The sequence below is a fragment of the Symbioplanes lichenis genome (assembly GCF_030709675.1).
In the GTDB taxonomy this organism is placed as follows: domain Bacteria; phylum Actinomycetota; class Actinomycetes; order Mycobacteriales; family Micromonosporaceae; genus Actinoplanes; species Actinoplanes lichenis.
In genome coordinates this window covers 18,764-36,406 of sequence record NZ_JAUZQD010000003.1, presented here as the reverse complement: position 1 = coordinate 36,406, position 17,643 = coordinate 18,764, and the positions used below count along the sequence as shown (strand labels likewise).

Here is a 17,643-nt window from a genome sequence, read left to right as displayed (position 1 = left end):
CGGAATGCCGCTATCCAGGCCCGCTCGTGGCTACCTCTGCCAGGTGCAGCCGCGCACCTTCGCCCGGCCCACGGCTACGTCTCGAGCTTCACGCGCTCGGCGATGCCGTTGGGGCGGCCGGCAGCGGAAGCCCCCCTGCCGCCGAACAATCATCGTGTCGTGGCCGCCGTCCGGGTGAGCCCGCCCGGTTCGCGTCGTCGTTCTTACCCGGATGCCTCCACACCGGCGGCGGTGATCGGCTCGGGAAGGTCGCCGTCATACAGTGGACGGCATGCGACGCGGTTGCGCTGTACTGGTTCTTGTGCTGCTGGTGGCCACAGCGTGCGGGTTACCGCGCGACACCGGCACGACCCTGGCGGACGTCCGCGGCGGCGTGCTGCGCGTCGGGGTCACGGACAACCCGCCGTGGGTCGCCGTGGCCGGTGACGAACAGCCCGCAGGTGCCGAGGCCGTGCTGGTCACCCGGCTCGCGGAGCGGCTCGGCGCCCGCGTCGAGTGGTATCCCGGCTCCGAGTCGGAGCTCATGGCCGCCGTCAAGGACCGCGTGCTCGATCTGGTCGTCGGCGGGCTCACCGCGGACGCGCCGTGGACCAAGGAAGCCTCGCTCACCAAGCCGTACGTCACCATGCGCACCCTGGTCGCCGCCCCGGCCGGCGTCCGGGTCCCTGGCGACCTGACCGGGCAGCGGGTGGCCGTCACGGGCGGCACCGCCGAGGTGGCCGCGCTGACCAGCGAAGGCGCCGACGTCGTCGCGGTGCCGGAGGTGACCGGTGACGAGGGGCTGCCGGTGGTGGTCGGCGAGTGGCGGCTGACCGAGCTCGGTCTCACGGCCTCGCGGCACGAGCTCGGCGCCGCCGATCACGTCTGGGCACTGCCGCCGGGCGAGAACGGCTGGCAGGCCGAGGTGGAGCGGTTCCTGCTCGGGCTGTCGCACGCGGAGGTCGTACGCCTGCTGGTCGCCGCCGAGCGGGCGGAGGCGGGCCGATGAGGATGTACGACCGCTTCGAGCTGCCCCCGGACAAGGCGGCCCTGCACCGGCGCGCGATCCGCCTCGAGTGGTGGACGATCGTGTTCTTCGCCACCGCGGTCGGGCTGCTGGCCGTCACGCTCGGGCAGTCGCAGGCGATGAAGGCCGCCTGGATCGAGGACATGCTCGGGCTCGTGCCGCCCGCGGCTTTCCTGATCGCCGCCCGCTATCGCAACCGCACACCCAACGACCGTTTCCCGTACGGCTACCACCGCTCGGTCAGCGTCGCCTTCCTGGCCGGGTCCGTGGCGCTGCTCGGGCTGGGCGGGTACGTCGTCTACGACTCGATCGTCCGGCTGCTCGCCCGGGAGCGCCCGCCGATCGGGCTGGTCGAGATCCTCGGGCACCGGTTCTGGCTGGGCTGGCTCATGATCGTCGTGCTGCTGGCCACCATGGTGCCGGCGATCCTGCTCGGCCGCGCCAAGCAGCGCATCGCCCGGGAGCTGCACGACAAGGTGCTCTTCGCCGACGCGGAGATGAACAGGGCCGACTGGCTGACCGCGGGCGCGGCCGTGCTGGGCATCGCCGGCATCGCTGTGGGCCTGTGGTGGGCCGACGCGGTCGCCGCGCTGATCATCGGGGCCGACATCGTCCGCGACGGCGTGCGCACCACCCGCGGCGCGGTCGCCGACCTGATGGACAACAAGCCGCGCGTGGTCGACGGCAGCCGCGAGCATCCCCTGCCCGGCCGGCTGCTGAGCGCCGTCCTCGACCACGACTGGATCACCGACGCCCGGCTGCGGCTGCGCGAGGAGGGTCACGTGTTCGTCGGGGAGCTGATCGTGGTCCCGAGCCCCGGCACCGACCGCCTCGTCGAGCGGCTCGAAGCGCTGGAGCGGTTCGCCCGCGACTTCGACTGGCGCGTTCACGACCTGGTGGTGGCCCCGGTGTCGCGCATCGACACCTGACCGGCGGCCTCGACCGCGCGGCGGATGGCTTCGTAGCCGGTGCAGCGGCACAGGTTCGACGTCAGCAGCTCACGCAGCCGCTCGTCGTCCCGCACCATCTCCGGGTCGCTCTCGAGGGCGCCGGCCGCCAGCATCAGGAAGCCGGGCGTGCAGAAGCCGCACTGCAGCGCGTGCTCGGCGGAGAAGGCGTCCTGCAGCGGGTGCGCGGTGCCGTCGTCCGCGGCCAGACCTTCGACGGTACGGATCCGCGCGCCCTCGCACTGCACGGCGAACATCAGGCACGAGCGCACCGCCGTGCCGTCCACCAGCACCGTGCACGCCCCGCAGACGCCGTGCTCGCAGCCGAGGTGGGTGCCGGTGAGGCCGCAGTCCTCGCGCAGGGCGTCGGCGAGGGTGCGCCGGGGCTCGACGTCCAGCTCGTACGGCCGGCCGTTGACGGTGAGATGCACCGTGGTCATCCTTCGTCCCGGGCCTGCGCGAGGGCGCGGCGGGTGAGCACGGCGACGGCGTGCCGCTGGTAGTCGAGGCCGGCGTACGGCTGGTCGCGCGGGTCGGCGTCCTGAGCCCCCGCGGCCTGCCCGGCGGCCGTGATCGCCGCGTCGTCGAGCGGGCGGCCGAGCAGCGCCGCCTCGGCGTGGTGGGCGCGCACCGGGCGGTCCGCCGCGTTGACCAGTCCGACCCGGACGGCCGACACGTGCCCGCCGGTGAGGGTCACGGCGGCCAGGACGGCGAGCTGCGCGAAGCTGGCGTGGGTGCGCCGGTGCTCGGCGAAGCCCACCCGGGTGCCGGCGGGCAGCAGGGTCAGGCGCGCCTCGGCGAGCAGCTCCCCGGGGCGGCGGGCAGTGGTGTGCGGGCCGAGGAAGAAGTCGCCGGCGCTGATCGTGCGGCGGCCGTCCCGTCCGGCCAGCTCGAGGTCGGCGCCGAGCGCGGTGAGCACCGCCGGCCACTCGGCGGCGGGGTGGGCGTACGCGAGGCTGCCGAGCATGGTGCCGCGGGCGCGGATCGGCGGGTGCGCGATGTGACGCACCACCCGCCGCAGCAGCACCCCGAGCGGCCCGGGCACAGCGTCGCCCTCGAAGGCCCGGTGCCGCACGAGCGGGCCGACACGCAGCACGTCGCCGCCGGTCGCGAGCCGGTCGAAGCCGGGCACCCGGTTGATGTCGACCAGCCGGGCGGGCCGGCGGGAGCGGTAGTTCATCTCGAGGACGAGGCTCTGCCCGCCGGCGAGAACCTCGGTGTGCCCGTCGGTGAGAGCGGCCACGACGTCGTCCTCGGTGCGCGCGGCGACGTACTCGAAGGGTGCGGGTTTCATCGGGCGGCACTCCAGCAGGTGTACGGCGTCAGCGGCATCTGCAACGTGTCCCGCTCGCGCAGCCCGAGGGCGTCGGCGACCGCGTTGACGATGGCCGGCGGCGCCCCGATGCAACCCGCCTCACCGGCGCCCTTGGCACCCAGCGGCGTGTTCGGATTCGGGGTGCACGTCTCGGCGAAGCGGGTCGGCGGCAGCTCGGAGATCGTGGGGATCAGGTAGTCGAGCAGGCTGCGCGTCTGTGGCAGCCCGCCGGCGTCGTAGCGCACGTCCTCGTAGAGGGCTTGGCCGAGGCCCTGCACGGTCGAGCCGCGGCCCTGCCCGTCGACGATGAGCGGGTTGACCTCCACGCCGTAGTCGTCGACCGCGACCAGCCGCAGCACGGTGACGTTGCCGAGCTCCGGGTCCACTTCGACCACGGCGGCGTACGCGCCGAAGGGAAACGCCTCCGGCGGTGCGTACGTCTCGTCGGCGCGCAGCACCCCGTGCGCCGCCACGTCCGCCAACGTCGCCGACCGCTCCCCCGCGCGCAGCGTGCCCGCCTCGTAGGTGACATCGGCGACCGGCACCGCCCAGCGTTCGGCGATGCGTTGCCGCGCGGCGCCGATCAGCTTGGTGGCGGCCCGGTGCAGCGCCGCGCCGCCGGTCTGCATCGACCGGCTGGCGAACGAGCCGATGCCCCGCGGCACGACGGCGGTGTCCCGCTCGACCAGGCGCACCCGCTCCGGCGCCACGCCCAGCACGGCGGCGACGACCTGCGGGAACGACGTCTCGTGCCCCTGGCCGGTGGAGCAGCAGCCCGACAGCGCCACGAAGCTGCCGTCGGCGCACGCCTCGACCGCGCCGAACTCCTCACCCGCTCCCGAGCGCTCCACATAGGTGCACAGTCCGATGCCGATCGGCGGCTCCCCGGCCGCGGCGCGGCGCGCCTGCTCGGTGCGCCAGCCCGCGTAGCCGAGCTCGTCGAGCGCCACGTCGAGGGCCTTCGCGTAGTCGCCGCTGTCGTAGGTGAAGCCGGTCGGGGTGTCGTACGGGAAGGCATCGGGGGTGATGAAGTTGACCCTCCGCGCCTCCGCCGGGTCCAGGCCGAGCCGGTGCGCGAGCAGGTCGACCGTACGCTCGATCGCCGACGCCGCCTCGGGACGGCCGGCGCCGCGGTAGGGAGCCGTGGGCGCGGTGTTCGTCACCACCGCGCGGGTGCGGACGTGCACGTGCGGGATCGCGTACGCGCCGGTGGCCATCATGGACGTCGCCATCGGCACGAACGACCCGGTGTGCGGATAGCCGCCGATGTCGGCGTCGACGTGCAGCTCGTACGCCAGGATGCGCCCGTCGGCGCCGGCGGCCAGCCGGACCCGCTGGTTCTGCCCGCGCCCGTGCGGCGGCCCGGTCAGCGCCTCCGCCCGGTCCTCGAGCCAGCGCACCGGCCGGCCCAGCCGCCGCGCCGCCGCGATCACGGCGAAGTACTCGGGCCACGTCTCGCTCTTGCCGCCGAACGCCCCACCCACGTCGGGCACGACGACGCGCACCTGCTCCTCGCGCAGCCCGAAACTCCCGGCGACATCGCGGCGCAGCCGGTGCGGCGCCTGGTGCGACACCCAGATGGTCAGCGCACCGTCGTCCTCCGGGCGGACCAGGATCGCGCGGGCCTCGATCGACGTGTGCGCGAGCAGCTGCTGACGGTACGACGCCTCGACGACCACCGCGGCCCGGCGCCACACCTCCGGGTCGATCGGGTCGCCGAACTCCTTCTCGGCGGCAGGTCGGGCAGGAACGGCAGATCCGCGTACGCCCAGGCAGCTGTCACCCCCGGCACCCGGCGCGCCGCGTCCAGCTCCACGCCTCGCAGCTCGCCGTGCGCCACATCCCCGCGCGCGAACACCGCCTCGAGGCACCCGTCGACGCGCAGGTCACCGACATAGCAGCCGGCGCCGCGCACCAGCCGCTCGTCCTCGCGGCGCGGCAGCCGCGCGCCGATCACGCTGCTCATGACAGCGGCCTGCCCCCGCCCGCCGATGTCTAACGCATGGTCGTCCACGACCGGGGTACGTGACAGGAGTCCGGCACGACAACGGGAGGCTCCCCATGTCCGTGACAGCGACCGACCGGGACCGGACGTTTTTCGGGCAGCCCCGTCCCCTGGCCACCCTGTTCGGCGTCGAGCTGTGGGAGCGGTTCTCGTTCTACGGCATGCAAGGCATCCTGCTGATCTATCTCTACTACTCGGCGGCCGACGGCGGGCTCGGAATCCGGGAGGAGACCGCCACCAGCATCGTGGGTGCCTACGGCGGCGCCGTCTATCTGTCGACGATCCTCGGCGCGTGGCTGGCGGACCGGCTGCTGGGGTCCGAGCGGGTGCTGTTCCTGAGCGCGGTGCTGGTGATGTGCGGGCACATCGCGCTGGCCGTGCTCCCGGGGCTGCCGGGCGTCGGCGTGGGGCTGGTGCTCATCGCCGTCGGCAGCGGCGGGGTCAAGGCCAACGCCACGTCGCTGGTCGGCACCCTCTACGCGGCCGGCGACGAGCGGCGCGACGCCGGGTTCTCGCTGTTCTACCTGGGCATCAACCTCGGCGCGCTGGCCGGGCCGCTGCTCACCGGGCTACTGCAGCAGAACGCGGGGTTCCATCTCGGCTTCGCGCTGGCGGCGGTCGGCATGGCCGTCGGCCTGGCACAGTACGCGTTCGGGCGGCGCCGGCTGCCCGCGTCCGCGAACGAGGTGCCGAACCCGCTGCCCGCCCGGGCGCGTACGGGCGTGGCTGTGGCCGCCGCCGCCGTCGTCGCGCTGGTCGTCGTCCTGGCCGTCACCGGCGTCCTGGCCGCGGACCGGCTCTCCACCATCGTCGTGGTGCTCAGCGCCGCCGCGGCCGCCTGCTACTTCGTCGTCATCCTCAGCAGCCGGCGCATCACCGGCGAGGAGCGGCGCCGGGTGCTCGCCTTCGTCCCCATGTTCCTGGCCAGCGCCGCGTTCTGGTCGCTCTACCAGCAGCAGTTCACCGTCGTCACCGTCTACTCCGACCAGCGTCTCGACCGGGAGATCCTGGGCTGGGAGATGCCGGTGTCCTGGGTGCAGTCGATCAACCCGGTCTTCATCATCCTGCTCTCCGGCGTGTTCGCCGCCCTGTGGACGCGGCTGGGCACCCGCCAGCCGTCCACCCCGATCAAGTTCGCCGCCGGAACGGCCGTCATGGGCGTCGCCTTCCTGCTGTTCCTGCCCCTCGCGGGCGGGGGCCCGAACAGTGCGCCGCTGCTCGCCCTCACCGGCATCCTGCTGGTGTTCACCGTCGCGGAGCTGCTGCTGTCCCCGGTCGGGCTGTCACTGGCCACCAAGCTGGCACCCCGGGTGTTCCACACGCAGATGGTCGCCCTGTTCTTCCTGTCCGTCGCGCTCGGCACCGCCCTGTCCGGTACGCTCGCCGGCTACTACAGCGCCGACTGGGAGACGCCGTACTTCGGCATCCTCGGCGTGATCGCGATCGTCCTCGGCGCGGCGCTGGCCCTGGGCGCCCGGCCGATCTCGCGCCTGATGGGCGGCGTCCGCTGACCGGCGCCGCCCGGCTGCGGTGACCGTCAGGCGCGCAGGTGCGGCAGGACCCGGTCGCCGTAGAAGTCGATGACCCGGCGCTGGTCGGCCTGCCCCGAATGCACCATGGGCGTGCCGCCGGCGTCGATGATCTTCTGCAGTGCCGCGATGTGGACCTGCGGATCGGTGCCGCGCGGCCAGCTCGCGTACACCTCGGGCAGCGTCCACCGCTGCTCGGCGATGCGCTGGATGTCGACCGGGTCCGGCTGGTAGAGCAGGTCGCCGAAGGCGTCGACGGTGAAGCGCCACTTGCGAGCGGCGTACTCGGCCTCGCGGCGCCCGCCGACCACGACGAAGGTCTCCACCAGCTTCGGCATGGTGGCCGGGTTCTTCCCGGCGGCGCGCGCCCCGGCCGCGAAGGCCTCCTGCAGCTCGGGCCGGGAGAAGTCCGCCGCGCTGGTGATCCACCCGTCGCCGCGCTCGCCGGCCAGGTACGCGCTCTTCGGCCCGCTGGCGGCGACGTAGATGGGCACCGGCCGCGCCGGGCGGTCGTACAACTTGTAGTCCTCGGTCTGGTAGTAGGTGCCCCGGAACGACACACGCTTGCCGCTCCAGACCGCCCTGATCGGATCGATCGCCTCGGCCAGCCGGGCCCGGCGCTCGGGATAGCGCCCGAAGCGCCCGGTGGCGGCCTGCTCGTTGAGGGCCTCGCCGGTGCCGACGCCGAGGAAGACCCGGCCGGGCGAGAGGATGGCCGACCGTGCTGGACGGCGTCACCCCGGACATGCCCGCCTTCGCCGAGGAGATCTTCGGCCCGGTCGCCGTCATCACCACCTTCCACGACGACGACGAGGCTGTCCGGCTGGCGAACGGCACCCCGTACGGGCTGGTCGCGGGGGTGCACTCCGGCTCGCCCGCCCTCGCGCAGGCGATCGGTGACCGGCTGCGCGCCGGCATGATCCACATCAACGACCAGACCGTCAACGACGAGACCCCGGCGCCCTTCGGCGGGCTGGGCGACTCCGGGGGCAGCAGCCGCTTCGGCGCGCTGACCAACCTGGACGAGTTCACCGTCTGGCAGTGGGTGACCGTCCGCGACACCCAGAGCCACCCCACCTTCTGAGGATCCTCCCGCAGCTGGGCCCCGTCGCTGTGCCGGGGTCCAGCACGTCGTGAACCTCGGCGCTACCCCACGTTCACCCGCGTCCCTATCTTGCGGCACAGAGGCCGAGTCCACTGTGGGGAGTCCGCGGTGCCGCAGCACGCCCACACCCGTCCGGCGGCCCCGGCCGTACGCTCGGCAGCCCCGCCCGCCCGGCCCGCCCAGCAGGGCCCGCAGGCACTCCTCGCCCTGCAGCGCCAGGTCGGCAACAGCGCCGTCAACCAGATCATCGCCCGCGCTCCGGAGGAGGTGGACGCCGCCCTCGCCCAGCAGATCGCGGCCGACCCCACCTTCGCGGCGATCGTCCAGGAGAGCTTGCGCATCATGGACGAGGACTCGGGCACCCCGGCCCCGCCGCCCGCGCCCATCCGCACCCCGCCGCCCATCCCGGATCCGCCGCAGGTCCACGAAGAATCGCCGCCGGTTGTCGAAGAACCCGCGCCGGTCGTCGAGGAGGATGTCACGGCGAACATGCCGGGGGCCTGGCCCAGCGGAGGGCTCAACCGCGACGGCGACAAGTGGAAGGAACGCGGCGCGGCCGCCGCTTCCCTGGCCTTCGGTCTCGGGGCCGGCGCGACCTACACCACGCTCAAAGCCGTACCGCTCGGCGGCACCGCGACCATCGTCAACGCGTCGACGGCGTTCGGCGACTTCATGAGCGAGCAGCGGAAGCCCGTACCGCCGCTGACCAAGCCTGAACCCAACCTCGAGGCAGCCGAACCGCCCAAGAAAACCGACAACCGCAACATGCCCAAGTACGTCGGCAGCGGCACGGTCCTCGCGGGCGCCTTGACCAACGGCATCGGCTTCCTGGCGAACCGGCCTCGCCTCCGTCGCGGTCACCGGAGCAACGGTCAGCACGACGGTGAGCGGCGGCACAACAGCAGCCGTCGCCGTGACGGCAGTGGCCGGCGATGCCGTAGCTTCGCTGGCTCTTCTCGGCCGCGCGGTATCCGAGGTGGCCGTCCACTATGGTTATGACCCGCGCAGGCCCGAGGAGGAGCTGTTCCTCATGGGCGTTCTGAACTACAGCATGGCATCCTCGTCGACGAGCAAGACAGCTGCCCTCGCGAGCCTGTCGCGCCCTACCCAGCAAATGATGCGCCGCGCGACCTGGGGGAAGTTAGGTAAAGAGCCCTTGGTCGCCGTCATCGCACAAATCTTCAAGCTGCTCGGGCTGAGACTGACCAAAGCCCGCCTCGCGCAGGTCGTGCCGATCGCGGGCAGCATCGTCGCCGCCGGGCTCAGCTTCAACATGCTCAGCTCCGCCATCGAGGACGCGACGCGGCTCTACCGTGCTCGTTACCTGTCCGAGAAGCACAATCTCTCGTGGGAAGAGTGGATCAACAAGCCAGCTGCGAGCCCCGCCTCCGAGCCCGCTCCGGACACCGATACGACCGCGGTTGAGATCGACGACCTGCTGGACGGGGTGATCACAGAGCCGGGGACGAGCGACGCGGCGTAACCTCTGAGGACTAGCCAAGTCCATCCACTTCGGCGCGCAGCGAATGGCCGTAGTGCTCGGCCAGAAAACGCCACGCCGCGTCACTCACATCGGCCTGATGCGAATTCGGCGCCGCCCCCTTACCGCCGGAATGGAAGAAGAGCACGGCCGACTCCCGATCAAGCACCGGCCGCCCGAGCGGCAGCCGCTCCCCGCACTCCGCGCACACCAGAAAGCCTTCACCACGCACCTCGAACCCGGCCTCGGCGAGCTCATCGAAGCCGGCCTCCGGCCAACCCGCCAGAAACTGCTCGTACGTAACGTCTTCATCGAGCATCGCCGGCAGCAACACAGTGCTCATCTGCTCGTGCACCTGCTCGTCCCAATCCGGCGCCACCCGCAGCCGATGCCCGGCATGATCCGCGAACACCTTCCACAACACCGCGGACTTCTCCGAAGGCGTCTCACCCGGCGTCTCACTGAACCGCGCCACCAACCCGTCCGCCTCCCGCAACGGCTTCCCCAACCCCCAGCCGATCCGATTGCACGAACAAATCAGAAACGCCGACTCACTCATCCGATGACCCCTTCGTCAACCCGGAACCCCCATCCCCCGAGCCCCCATCATCCACAATCCCAAGCGCCGACCGCCCTCATCATGGAACGCAACGTAGACATCGGCATATCGCGCCAGCCGGGCGTCGCTGGTATTTTTCGCCCACAGCGCGTCCATGAGCGCCCGCACATCGGTACCGGCCGGCACCTGCACGTACAATTCGCCGCGGTACCCGAGCTTCTTGCCGTAGTCCTCGAACTGCTTGGCGAACGTCGTCGCCGTACCGGAGAAGGTCTTGACTTCACGCCGATACACCTCCGCGCCGTCCGCGTCTCGGAAGGAGACGTCCGGCGGCGGATTATTCGCGCCGGCCAGCTTCGGCACCGAGCCGGGCGGCCCGTACAGAGCCTGCTCGGCGTTCTCCGCACTGAGCGGGAACGTCTTGTGCTGGGAATGTTCGCGCACCAACCTCTTGACCAGCTTCTGCACCGTAGCGGCGTCCGCGTTGAGCTCGCCGCCGCAGCCCTTGCACGCCGAGTAGGCAGCCTTGACGTTGTCAGCCAGGATCTGATCCGGCCGCCGCACCGGCGCAGCGGGTTCCGCAGCCACCGACGGCATCACGGCCGCGGACACCGCCGCAGCCGGAGACCCGGACCTTGTCCCGCTTCCCGGGGCGGCTGCATCACCGCACCCAACAAGCACCGCCACGGCGACGCCCACGACGCCGGCTCGCAAAGCCCCGGACCACATTCGCATCGACCGATGCTAGAAGGATCGACCCGGGCGTCACTACCCCGCCTCGTCGTCACCGCTTTGCCGGCCCGCGCGTGGCCATACCGCGGCAGGTTCGGTGGAGTCCTCCCAGCTACGATCTCACCGAGACTCGTACAAGACGCTGACAGTCGAGCCGGGATACCTCGCCAACGAGCGGCTCCTCCATTCGGCTGTCAGCATTGCGGCCGGTCCTGACACCTCGTCCGTCCAGGCGGGCCCGCTTCGTACCGGTTGATCTCAGCCACCTGCAGGTCCCCAAGTCTTTCTCGCTGGAACACGCCGATTTCTGTACCCCGCTGGTGCGATACGGAAGTTGCTGGAGATCTGTGCGATGAGATACAAGGCGGTGCGGATCGCACTACCTACGCACTTCCGAGCCGGCGTACCAGTGGTTGTTCCAGAGCCGGCCAAACGGCCGAAATCGTCTTACATCCGCTTCGCCGTCGAACAACCCAACGAATGCCGGCAAGCCGACTTCACCCATTACCGGCTCACCCGGCCCGACACCCGTCCCGGCAACGATGTCGAAATCCTGTGCTGGATCGATGACCATTCCCGATACGCCCTCAGCGTCACCGCCAACCGGCGCGTCACTGGCCCCGTCGTCCTGCTCGCGTTCCGTGAAACCGTTACCACCTATGGGACTCCGGCCTCCACGCTGACCGACAACGGCATGGTGTTCGCCACCCGCCTGTCCGGCGGAAGCCGACGCGGCAGCCGCGGACGCAACGGCCTGGAACACGAACTACACCGTCTGAACATCGTGCAGAAGAACTCACGCCCGAACCATCCCACCACCCGGGCGCAAAGTCGAACGCTTCCACCAAACCCTGAAACTCTGGCTGCGATCCCACCAACCACAACCCGCAACCATCACACAGCTACAAACACTGATCGACGCATTCATCGACGAAACAATCACCGCCGCCCGCACCGATCTCTCACGCACCGCACCACCCCGGCCGCCGCCTATCACGACCGACCGAAAGCCACCCCCGGCACCAACACCAGCACCAGCCACGACCGGGTCCGCAAAGACAAGATCAGCAAAGCCGGCACCGTCACCCTGCGCGTCGCCGGTCGGCTGCGCCACATCGGCATCGGCAAAACCTACGCCGAAACCTACGTCCTGCTGCTCGTCCAGGACCTCGACGTCCGCGTCCTCGACGCCGCCACCGGCGAACTCCTGCGCGAGCTCACCATCGACCCCGACCGCGACTACCAGCCCACCGGCCAGCCACCCGGCCCCACCCGCACAAACAAAACGCCCAGACCTACAACTTCGTAGGTCAGGGCGTTTCCGATGTCTTGAGACATCACAACTGTCGGGCTGACAGGATTTGAACCTGCGACCCCTTGACCCCCAGCATTTAGAGGGCCCAGCGACGTGCTAACAAACGTTTTACCAGGTCACTGATAAGCATACCAGGCCGAGTAAAGGTGTCGCTACCAACCACCTACTGCCGAGCCAACCACAACAACTCTACCTGCGGTTTCGCCGCCCAGGTTCTCTCAAATGGGTTTTCCTAGACGTGTTGCCTGTGTCTCGCAGCAACTCCGACGAGCAGATTTTGGACAACGAGCGGCGTACTACACCGGCATCGGAGCGACCCCTTGACTCGCACCAGCCTTCATCGCATTTCCCCTCCTGCGAGAATTTCCTTCCGCCGATTTCACGCGGGGCCCCGAGTCCATATCGGCAGTCCTAACGATGCTCCCTTACCGCAGCACATCGGCTCTCAGCCGCGGTCTCGGATGCAGCGCATCCGAGGTCGCCGGCACAGCCATTGCACTCGGTGCTCGCGGCCTCCGCCGTGGTGAAGGCGCCTCGCTTTGTTTGCATACGGATCCCGCCAGGGCCACGGCCTATCTCTAGCCGAAAACCAGACAACCCTGTCACCGGATCCTGACCAATCGCATCGAAATTGGACACCGCCCGAGCCTTCGCGCCGATGACCTGTCGGCAGAGTCGCGCTGTCCAAGGTAGTCGGTTTGCTAGTCGTCCTGAGCGAAGCCCAGCAGTTGTTCGTGGGGCGTACGCCACTCATCCCATCGCCTCGTGGCTCTCGCCGGGCGCTCGCGGTACTCGGCGTAGGTCAGAAGAAGGTGGTGCTTCGCGCGAGATATCGCCACGAAGAACTCGGACATGATGGTTGTCGGGTCGCTGCCCCAGAAGAGTTGTTCTTCCACGCCGAGAACGACGACTTTCTCGAACTCCAAACCCTTGCACTTGTGGATCGTGAGGAAACGGATGGCGTCGGCTTCCGATAGCCGTCTGAGCGCTTGGACGGACTCTCCGTCAATGGCGAGCTCTCTGCTGAAGGCGTCAAAGGCTTGCTCGATCAGGTCGTCGAGCCGTGTGCCCTGCTGGTACCCAGGTGACAGTGCGGTCAGAACTGGTCGCGACACCAGTTGGAGGAACTCGTCGACGAGGTGTCTCCACGCGGCGGGGTGGTTGACCTTGAACGCGGGATTGCGGACGGTGGAGCGGGCTTCGCGCAGGGTCCGTTTGAGTTGGCTGTCGAACCTGGCGGCCTCGTCCTCGGAGGCGCTCATGGGGTTCGCCATCCGGATCAGTTCGGCGTAGGCGTCAGGTCGCCGGTCGTCGGCGATCACCCGGATGAAGTTAAACACCAGGGCAGCGGCCGGCTCCGCGGTGAGGTCCTGGCTTTCTTGGTCGTTGCGGAATGGAATGCCGCGGTCGGTGAGCACGTCACCGAGTGTTGCCGCGACGAGGTGTGGTTGCTGACGCACGAGGACAGCGATCTCGCGCGGCGCCGTGCCTTCGGCCAGCCAGTTTTCGATAAGGTCCGCGACCTCTTGTGCTTCGTCGTTGTCGGTGTCGAAGGCCAGCACATCGATGACGCCGCCGTCGCCGGTCAGGTCCTCGGCGGGGCTGACCGCTGCGGGATCCATGTAGGCGATCATCCGGTTCTGCATCCGGCGCAGACGTGATGCGGAACGCCGGTTTTGGTAGAGCGGAAGCGACGTGGCGGCGAAGTCCGTGGCGAAGGTCCTCAGCACGCCGTCGAGTGCGCCGGCCCAGGCCATGATTCGCTGCTTGGTGTCGCCCACGGCTGTCAGGACGGCGGCGGATTGGCCGAACGCCGCCTTGATCAGCCGGTACTGCTGGCTGGTGCAGTCCTGGAATTCGTCGAGGAAGACATGGCTGTATGTCTGGCGGAGACCTTCGCGGGCGTAGGCATTGGTCTCGATGATCTCCAAAGCCAGCGGCACCAGGTCGGCGAAGGTGATCTGGCGGCGGGCTACCCGGTTATCGGGATCGATCCGATAGTCCGGGTCTAGGGCATTCAGTCCGGTCAGCGCGGGCCGGAAATTGTCGATCAGGCGCTTGGCGAAGGCGTGGAAGGTGAGGCTGTCGAACCTGGCCGCGAGTTGCGGCCCGGACCGTTCTCGAATGCGCTCGCGCAGATTTCGGGCGGCGTCGACCTTGAATGAGACCGCGAGAATCCGGCGCGGGTAGTGACATTGGCCTGTGCGCAAAACGAAGTCCGCCCGCTGGGCGAGCAGTTCCGTCTTTCCCGCCCCCGGCCCAGCCGAGACAACGACGTTCTCGTCGGACATGGTGGCGGCCGTCATCGCGTTCGGTTCCAGGACCAGGCCGCCGACCGGATGCCATTGCTCGGGGCGGATCATTCTGGTAGCCCGTCGAGATTCGCCCGTACGTGTTCCACCAACCGCTCGAGAACCTCGGGCAGGTCGTCCAGTAGTTCCTGGTCGCTCAGTTCTGCCAGCGCGCCCAGGTGGGAGGCGGGTTTGCTGGCGAGGTCGAACTTGTCGTGGTAAGCGTCGAAGAGCTGGAACGCCTCATCGGGCAGGCGGCTCTCGTTGGTGTGGCTCTTGCCGAGCACGGCGACGATCGTCTTGTCGTCCGGGTGGGCCGGGTCGGTGTCGTAGGCGTCGGGGTAGGCCTCGAGCATCATCAGGTCGAGATCTACCGGGTTGGAGAAGAAGACACCGCGCTGTTCCAGGGACCAGAGGGCTCCCCGGCCTTCTTTGAATGTCGGAAAATCGCGGTCGTCATCCCATGCGGGGAGGGCATCGATCTTGTCTTTCGGGTAGGTCCCAGGCTTGACCTTGTTGTACTGCTTCAGGGCGTTACGCACTCGGCCCCAACCACCCTGGAAGCGGCCGCTGTCGAGGTCGAGCAGGGTGGCGTGCGGGATCTGCAGCTCGTTGAGCAGTCGCCAAAAGTGATTGACGTGCCGGCCACCGAGCGGGACGACCGATACCGACGCGTCGTCCTCGGCGATGCCCGCGGCGGCCAGGACCCGGGGCATGACGACCTGCTCGCTGTCGCCCTCGCCGAGCACGACGTACCGGGAGAAGTAAAGTTCGGGGTAGGCTTGGACCGCCTCCCGGACGTACTTGGCGGCCTCTTGGTCGGCGGTGGGAAGCAGGATGCGGTGCACGGTCGTCTCCCGCACCGCGTTCAGCCGCAGAAAGCAGATCGCGTGGGGGTCGACGCGGCGCAGCAGGGCCGGCGCGTGGGTGGCGATGAGGGATTGGACGTCCCCGTGCGAGGTGGCCCGGCGCAGTTGCCGGATGATCCGGCCGAGATACTGCGGCGCGAGGCTGTTCTCCGGCTCCTCCAAGGCGATGACGGTGTGTACCGGTGGTCGCAGGCGGTCCGGATCGAGGGAGGTCTCTGTGCCGTCGAGCACCTGCCTGGCCAGCGACTGCCAGGCGAGCACGAGTGAGATGTAGAGCAACGACTTCTGCCCGTCGCTGAGCCGGTCGAACGGCAGCGGCGTGCCGCTGTGCGAGGGCGAGAACATCACGGTGAGCTGGCGCAGCACGCCTTCCAGGTCGCCGCGCCCGAACGCGATCGAGGGGTCTTTAAAGTGAGCTCCGCTGTGCATGCCCTGCCACTCGCCGGTCAGCTGGACGCCGATGCCGGCCACCGCGGCGTTGGCGGCGAGCGATGCGGTGATCTGATCGGTCAGGTTGCTCAGCGTCTGCCGTTCGGTCGTCCAGTCGGCGGCGCGCAGCATCCGCCCGATAAGCGAGGCCGTGGTGTAGGAGATGTGGTCAGCCGGGTCGCGGCGGGCAGGCAGATAGTGCACCTCGATGTTCCTGCGGTCGTAGCGCGACATCTCGGCACGTTCGACGGGCTCGCCGGTGTCATCGGCTGCCAGCACGTATTGGATCTTCTCGTCGATGACGCCGTCGGCGGCGAGCGTGGCCGTCAGCCGCACGCGGATGCGCGGAATCCCGTCCGCGTCGTCAATCGCCATATGCGAGAAGTTCGGAGCGACCGAAGCGTGCTGGCCCTCGGCTCCCGCCTCCGGGAACTCAGCGTCGACCTCCAGCCATAGGCTCGGCTCCGCGGTCTGCACGTCGCCCGCGCTCTGGTCGATCGGCACATGGAAGTCCTCGACGCGGACCTTACGCTGGGCCTCCAGCGGGCTGAACAGACGCGAGAGAGCTTCGAGCACGGCGGTTTTGCCGGCGCCGTTCGGGCCGAGGACATAGGTCAGTTCTCCGAGCTCGATGACCGTCGGCTCTGGACCGAACGATTGGAAATTGCTCAGCCGCAACGTCTTGATCTTCATCGGCGCTCGCTCACCTTTCCGGCAGATCGCTTCTCACGACATCGCCCAGCCGGGCCGCGCTGGCTTGACGCGCCCGCAGCCTAGCGGCATCGATTGCCGGGCAGGTCGAGATCACCCTGACGTACCACTTCTCGGCGGTGCGGCAGATCGAGCCGGCGTCCGATCTTTCGGCTCGGCGAGGGCTGGCCTTCCGCAGCATGTGATGACGGCAGCTTGCCGCAGCTCGAATTTTTCCCGGGCTTAGCGCGACTCCCTGGCGATTCATCCGTCAGCCGCTCTGGTTAATAGGCCCGTGTGCCCGTACTGCCACATTGGGTGGGTCGACCGACCCTATACCGACGAGCGATACCAACGCCGCGGGCTGGCCGCCGCCGGCCTTGAAGCTCTTCGCGCCGAGCATCCCGAGGTGACGGCCTGGTACGCCGCAAGCGGACACATGCCCGACTCGAAGGCTTTCTGGGCTGCGGTGGGTGAGGGTGTTCCAGGCGGCTACGGCTCAGAAGAGCTGTGCGTGCACGTCTCCCACCATGGCGGGGTGTTGCCGAGTTGGGCACTAAAACGCCTGGGCCTCGAGAAGGGTCCAGCAACGTGACCGTGGATCTCGAGCGCGATCTCCGGCGGCTGCGTGAGCAAGCGGCAACTCACGTCGCTCGCTGATCAGCCGTGGCCGTCGCGGAATTGCTGACCGGGCTCGCCCGCTGCCGCTGGGCGCAGCTCCCGAGTTCCCGACGTGGGAGTCGAGTCCCCATCGATCCAACGGCAGTGGTGATCACCGCCGACTTCACAGGCATGGGTGTCCGAGGCCGAGACATGGGCACCGGCTTCGGCCTTACTACACGTGGCAGGAGACTTGCTAGCTCACATTCGGTCCGGGTAATAATCGGGCAGGAGGCAGCGAATACTGGTCTCGCAGACCAGCAGAGTCAACCTCAAAGGCCCCGATCTGGATGGGTCTGAGGTTATGGCGCCTGACGATCGATCGCTTTGGGGTCGACTGCGCCCACGCTCCGCGTATTAGTTCTAGTCCATGAGGTCGGCGGGCCCGAGGTCCTCCGTTCGAGCCCTCGCGGCAACCATCCTGAGTCCTTCATTGACTAGGTGTTCCATGAGGCGCACAGGGGTTTGACAGTCCGGATACAGCGCCGAGAGTAGCGCCCGAATCTCGCCGGTCTTGTCGAAGTTGCCGGCGGCCCACCGTGTTTCCGTGCCCGAGGTAGACCCCTCGCCGATCTTGGAGCGGACGGCATAGGCGAGGCTGAACCGGGCGATGTCCTGTCCCTCGAGGAACCAACCGCGGTCCTCAATCTCGGTCAGGTAGACCTGAGATTGGCTGGTAAGGCCGATGCTTTCCCGATCGCGATCCATATC

At 69.1% G+C, this 17,643-nt stretch carries 17 protein-coding genes; 8 read left to right on the top strand and 9 right to left on the bottom strand.

Annotated features, from left to right (window positions below; translation table 11 throughout):
- Positions 1–271 precede the first annotated feature (271 nt).
- Together RAN62_RS07415 and RAN62_RS07410 are read left to right on the top strand one after the other, a co-directional pair.
- A complete protein-coding gene (locus RAN62_RS07415; protein ID WP_305783747.1) occupies positions 272–988 on the top strand; it encodes a substrate-binding periplasmic protein in 717 nt (238 codons plus the stop codon).
- Complete coding sequence (locus tag RAN62_RS07410; RefSeq protein WP_305783746.1) at positions 985–1,935, top strand: cation diffusion facilitator family transporter; 951 nt, start codon at positions 985–987, stop codon at positions 1,933–1,935. The genes RAN62_RS07415 and RAN62_RS07410 overlap by 4 nt, the downstream gene beginning before the upstream one ends.
- On the opposite strand, the gene RAN62_RS07405 is transcribed toward RAN62_RS07410, so the two are convergent.
- Genes RAN62_RS07405 through RAN62_RS07395 form a run of 3 tightly spaced genes read right to left on the bottom strand, consistent with a single transcriptional unit; the run spans position 1,893 to position 5,139 of the window.
- The gene (locus RAN62_RS07405; protein WP_305783745.1) at positions 1,893–2,393 is read right to left on the bottom strand and encodes a (2Fe-2S)-binding protein; all 501 of its coding nucleotides are present in this window, start codon (positions 2,391–2,393) and stop codon (positions 1,893–1,895) included. The two genes, RAN62_RS07410 and RAN62_RS07405, sit on opposite strands and share 43 nt — an antisense overlap.
- Complete coding sequence (locus RAN62_RS07400) at positions 2,390–3,247, bottom strand: FAD binding domain-containing protein (RefSeq protein WP_305783744.1); 858 nt, start codon at positions 3,245–3,247, stop codon at positions 2,390–2,392. Before RAN62_RS07400 ends, RAN62_RS07405 begins: the two co-directional genes overlap by 4 nt.
- Positions 3,244–5,139: a xanthine dehydrogenase family protein molybdopterin-binding subunit gene (locus RAN62_RS07395; protein ID WP_305783743.1), complete on the bottom strand. Its 1,896-nt coding sequence runs from the start codon at positions 5,137–5,139 to the stop codon at positions 3,244–3,246. Before RAN62_RS07395 ends, RAN62_RS07400 begins: the two co-directional genes overlap by 4 nt.
- Here RAN62_RS07395 and RAN62_RS07390 point away from each other — a divergent pair.
- Positions 5,100–5,267, top strand: coding sequence for a hypothetical protein (locus RAN62_RS07390; RefSeq protein ID WP_305784302.1), 168 nt, complete (start codon positions 5,100–5,102; stop codon positions 5,265–5,267). The genes RAN62_RS07395 and RAN62_RS07390 overlap by 40 nt on opposite strands.
- 62 nt (positions 5,268–5,329) lie before the next feature.
- A complete protein-coding gene (locus RAN62_RS07385) occupies positions 5,330–6,784 on the top strand; it encodes a peptide MFS transporter (RefSeq protein ID WP_305783742.1) in 1,455 nt (484 codons plus the stop codon).
- Between the two features lie 26 nt (positions 6,785–6,810).
- Here the strand turns inward: RAN62_RS07385 and RAN62_RS07380 are convergent, their stop codons facing one another.
- On the bottom strand, positions 6,811–7,515 hold the full coding sequence (locus RAN62_RS07380; RefSeq protein WP_305784294.1) for an LLM class flavin-dependent oxidoreductase: 705 nt from the start codon (positions 7,513–7,515) through the stop codon (positions 6,811–6,813).
- An 8-nt stretch (positions 7,516–7,523) separates the two neighbouring features.
- Here RAN62_RS07380 and RAN62_RS07375 point away from each other — a divergent pair, with 8 nt between their 5' ends.
- The 3 genes from RAN62_RS07375 to RAN62_RS07365 all read left to right on the top strand — a co-directional run bounded on the left by RAN62_RS07375 (position 7,524) and on the right by RAN62_RS07365 (position 9,390).
- A complete protein-coding gene (locus RAN62_RS07375) occupies positions 7,524–7,886 on the top strand; it encodes an aldehyde dehydrogenase family protein (protein WP_305783741.1) in 363 nt (120 codons plus the stop codon).
- A 129-nt stretch (positions 7,887–8,015) separates the two neighbouring features.
- A complete protein-coding gene (locus tag RAN62_RS07370) occupies positions 8,016–8,906 on the top strand; it encodes a hypothetical protein (protein WP_305783740.1) in 891 nt (296 codons plus the stop codon).
- Positions 8,791–9,390, top strand: a complete 600-nt coding sequence (locus tag RAN62_RS07365; RefSeq protein WP_369077150.1) for an EcsC family protein — start codon at positions 8,791–8,793, stop codon at positions 9,388–9,390. Before RAN62_RS07370 ends, RAN62_RS07365 begins: the two co-directional genes overlap by 116 nt.
- A 10-nt stretch (positions 9,391–9,400) precedes the next feature.
- Here the strand turns inward: RAN62_RS07365 and RAN62_RS07360 are convergent, their stop codons facing one another.
- Complete coding sequence (locus RAN62_RS07360) at positions 9,401–9,946, bottom strand: hypothetical protein (protein WP_305783738.1); 546 nt, start codon at positions 9,944–9,946, stop codon at positions 9,401–9,403.
- A gap of 15 nt (positions 9,947–9,961) precedes the next feature.
- On the bottom strand, positions 9,962–10,558 hold the full coding sequence (locus tag RAN62_RS07355; protein ID WP_305783737.1) for an immunoglobulin domain-containing protein: 597 nt from the start codon (positions 10,556–10,558) through the stop codon (positions 9,962–9,964).
- A 472-nt stretch (positions 10,559–11,030) separates the two neighbouring features.
- Between RAN62_RS07355 and RAN62_RS07350 the strand changes: the two genes are divergently transcribed.
- On the top strand, positions 11,031–11,987 hold the full coding sequence (locus RAN62_RS07350) for a DDE-type integrase/transposase/recombinase (protein WP_305783736.1): 957 nt from the start codon (positions 11,031–11,033) through the stop codon (positions 11,985–11,987).
- A gap of 707 nt (positions 11,988–12,694) precedes the next feature.
- Here RAN62_RS07350 and RAN62_RS07345 read toward each other — a convergent pair.
- The 3 genes from RAN62_RS07345 to RAN62_RS07335 all read right to left on the bottom strand — a co-directional run bounded on the left by RAN62_RS07345 (position 12,695) and on the right by RAN62_RS07335 (position 17,640).
- Complete coding sequence (locus RAN62_RS07345) at positions 12,695–14,356, bottom strand: UvrD-helicase domain-containing protein (RefSeq protein ID WP_305783735.1); 1,662 nt, start codon at positions 14,354–14,356, stop codon at positions 12,695–12,697.
- Complete coding sequence (locus RAN62_RS07340) at positions 14,353–16,275, bottom strand: ATP-dependent nuclease (protein WP_305783734.1); 1,923 nt, start codon at positions 16,273–16,275, stop codon at positions 14,353–14,355. Before RAN62_RS07340 ends, RAN62_RS07345 begins: the two co-directional genes overlap by 4 nt.
- A 1,020-nt stretch (positions 16,276–17,295) precedes the next feature.
- Positions 17,296–17,640 carry a hypothetical protein gene (locus RAN62_RS07335; RefSeq protein WP_305783733.1) on the bottom strand — a complete coding sequence of 115 codons (345 nt, stop codon included), beginning with the start codon at positions 17,638–17,640 and terminating at the stop codon, positions 17,296–17,298.
- Between the last annotated feature and the right edge of the window lie 3 nt (positions 17,641–17,643).

What these genes read in the sequence shown, in the direction of transcription:
- RAN62_RS07360 (WP_305783738.1), bottom strand. Translation starts at nt 9,946, where the DNA reads ATGAGTGAGTCGGCGTTTCTGATTTGTTCGTGCAATCGGATCGGCTGG.
- RAN62_RS07415 (WP_305783747.1), top strand. Translation starts at nt 272, where the DNA reads ATGCGACGCGGTTGCGCTGTACTGGTTCTTGTGCTGCTGGTGGCCACA.
- RAN62_RS07410 (WP_305783746.1), top strand. Translation starts at nt 985, where the DNA reads ATGAGGATGTACGACCGCTTCGAGCTGCCCCCGGACAAGGCGGCCCTG.
- RAN62_RS07350 (WP_305783736.1), top strand. Translation starts at nt 11,031, where the DNA reads ATGAGATACAAGGCGGTGCGGATCGCACTACCTACGCACTTCCGAGCC.
- RAN62_RS07385 (WP_305783742.1), top strand. Translation starts at nt 5,330, where the DNA reads ATGTCCGTGACAGCGACCGACCGGGACCGGACGTTTTTCGGGCAGCCC.
- RAN62_RS07335 (WP_305783733.1), bottom strand. Translation starts at nt 17,640, where the DNA reads ATGGATCGCGATCGGGAAAGCATCGGCCTTACCAGCCAATCTCAGGTC.
- RAN62_RS07400 (WP_305783744.1), bottom strand. Translation starts at nt 3,247, where the DNA reads ATGAAACCCGCACCCTTCGAGTACGTCGCCGCGCGCACCGAGGACGAC.
- RAN62_RS07345 (WP_305783735.1), bottom strand. Translation starts at nt 14,356, where the DNA reads ATGATCCGCCCCGAGCAATGGCATCCGGTCGGCGGCCTGGTCCTGGAA.
- RAN62_RS07405 (WP_305783745.1), bottom strand. Translation starts at nt 2,393, where the DNA reads ATGACCACGGTGCATCTCACCGTCAACGGCCGGCCGTACGAGCTGGAC.
- RAN62_RS07340 (WP_305783734.1), bottom strand. Translation starts at nt 16,275, where the DNA reads ATGAAGATCAAGACGTTGCGGCTGAGCAATTTCCAATCGTTCGGTCCA.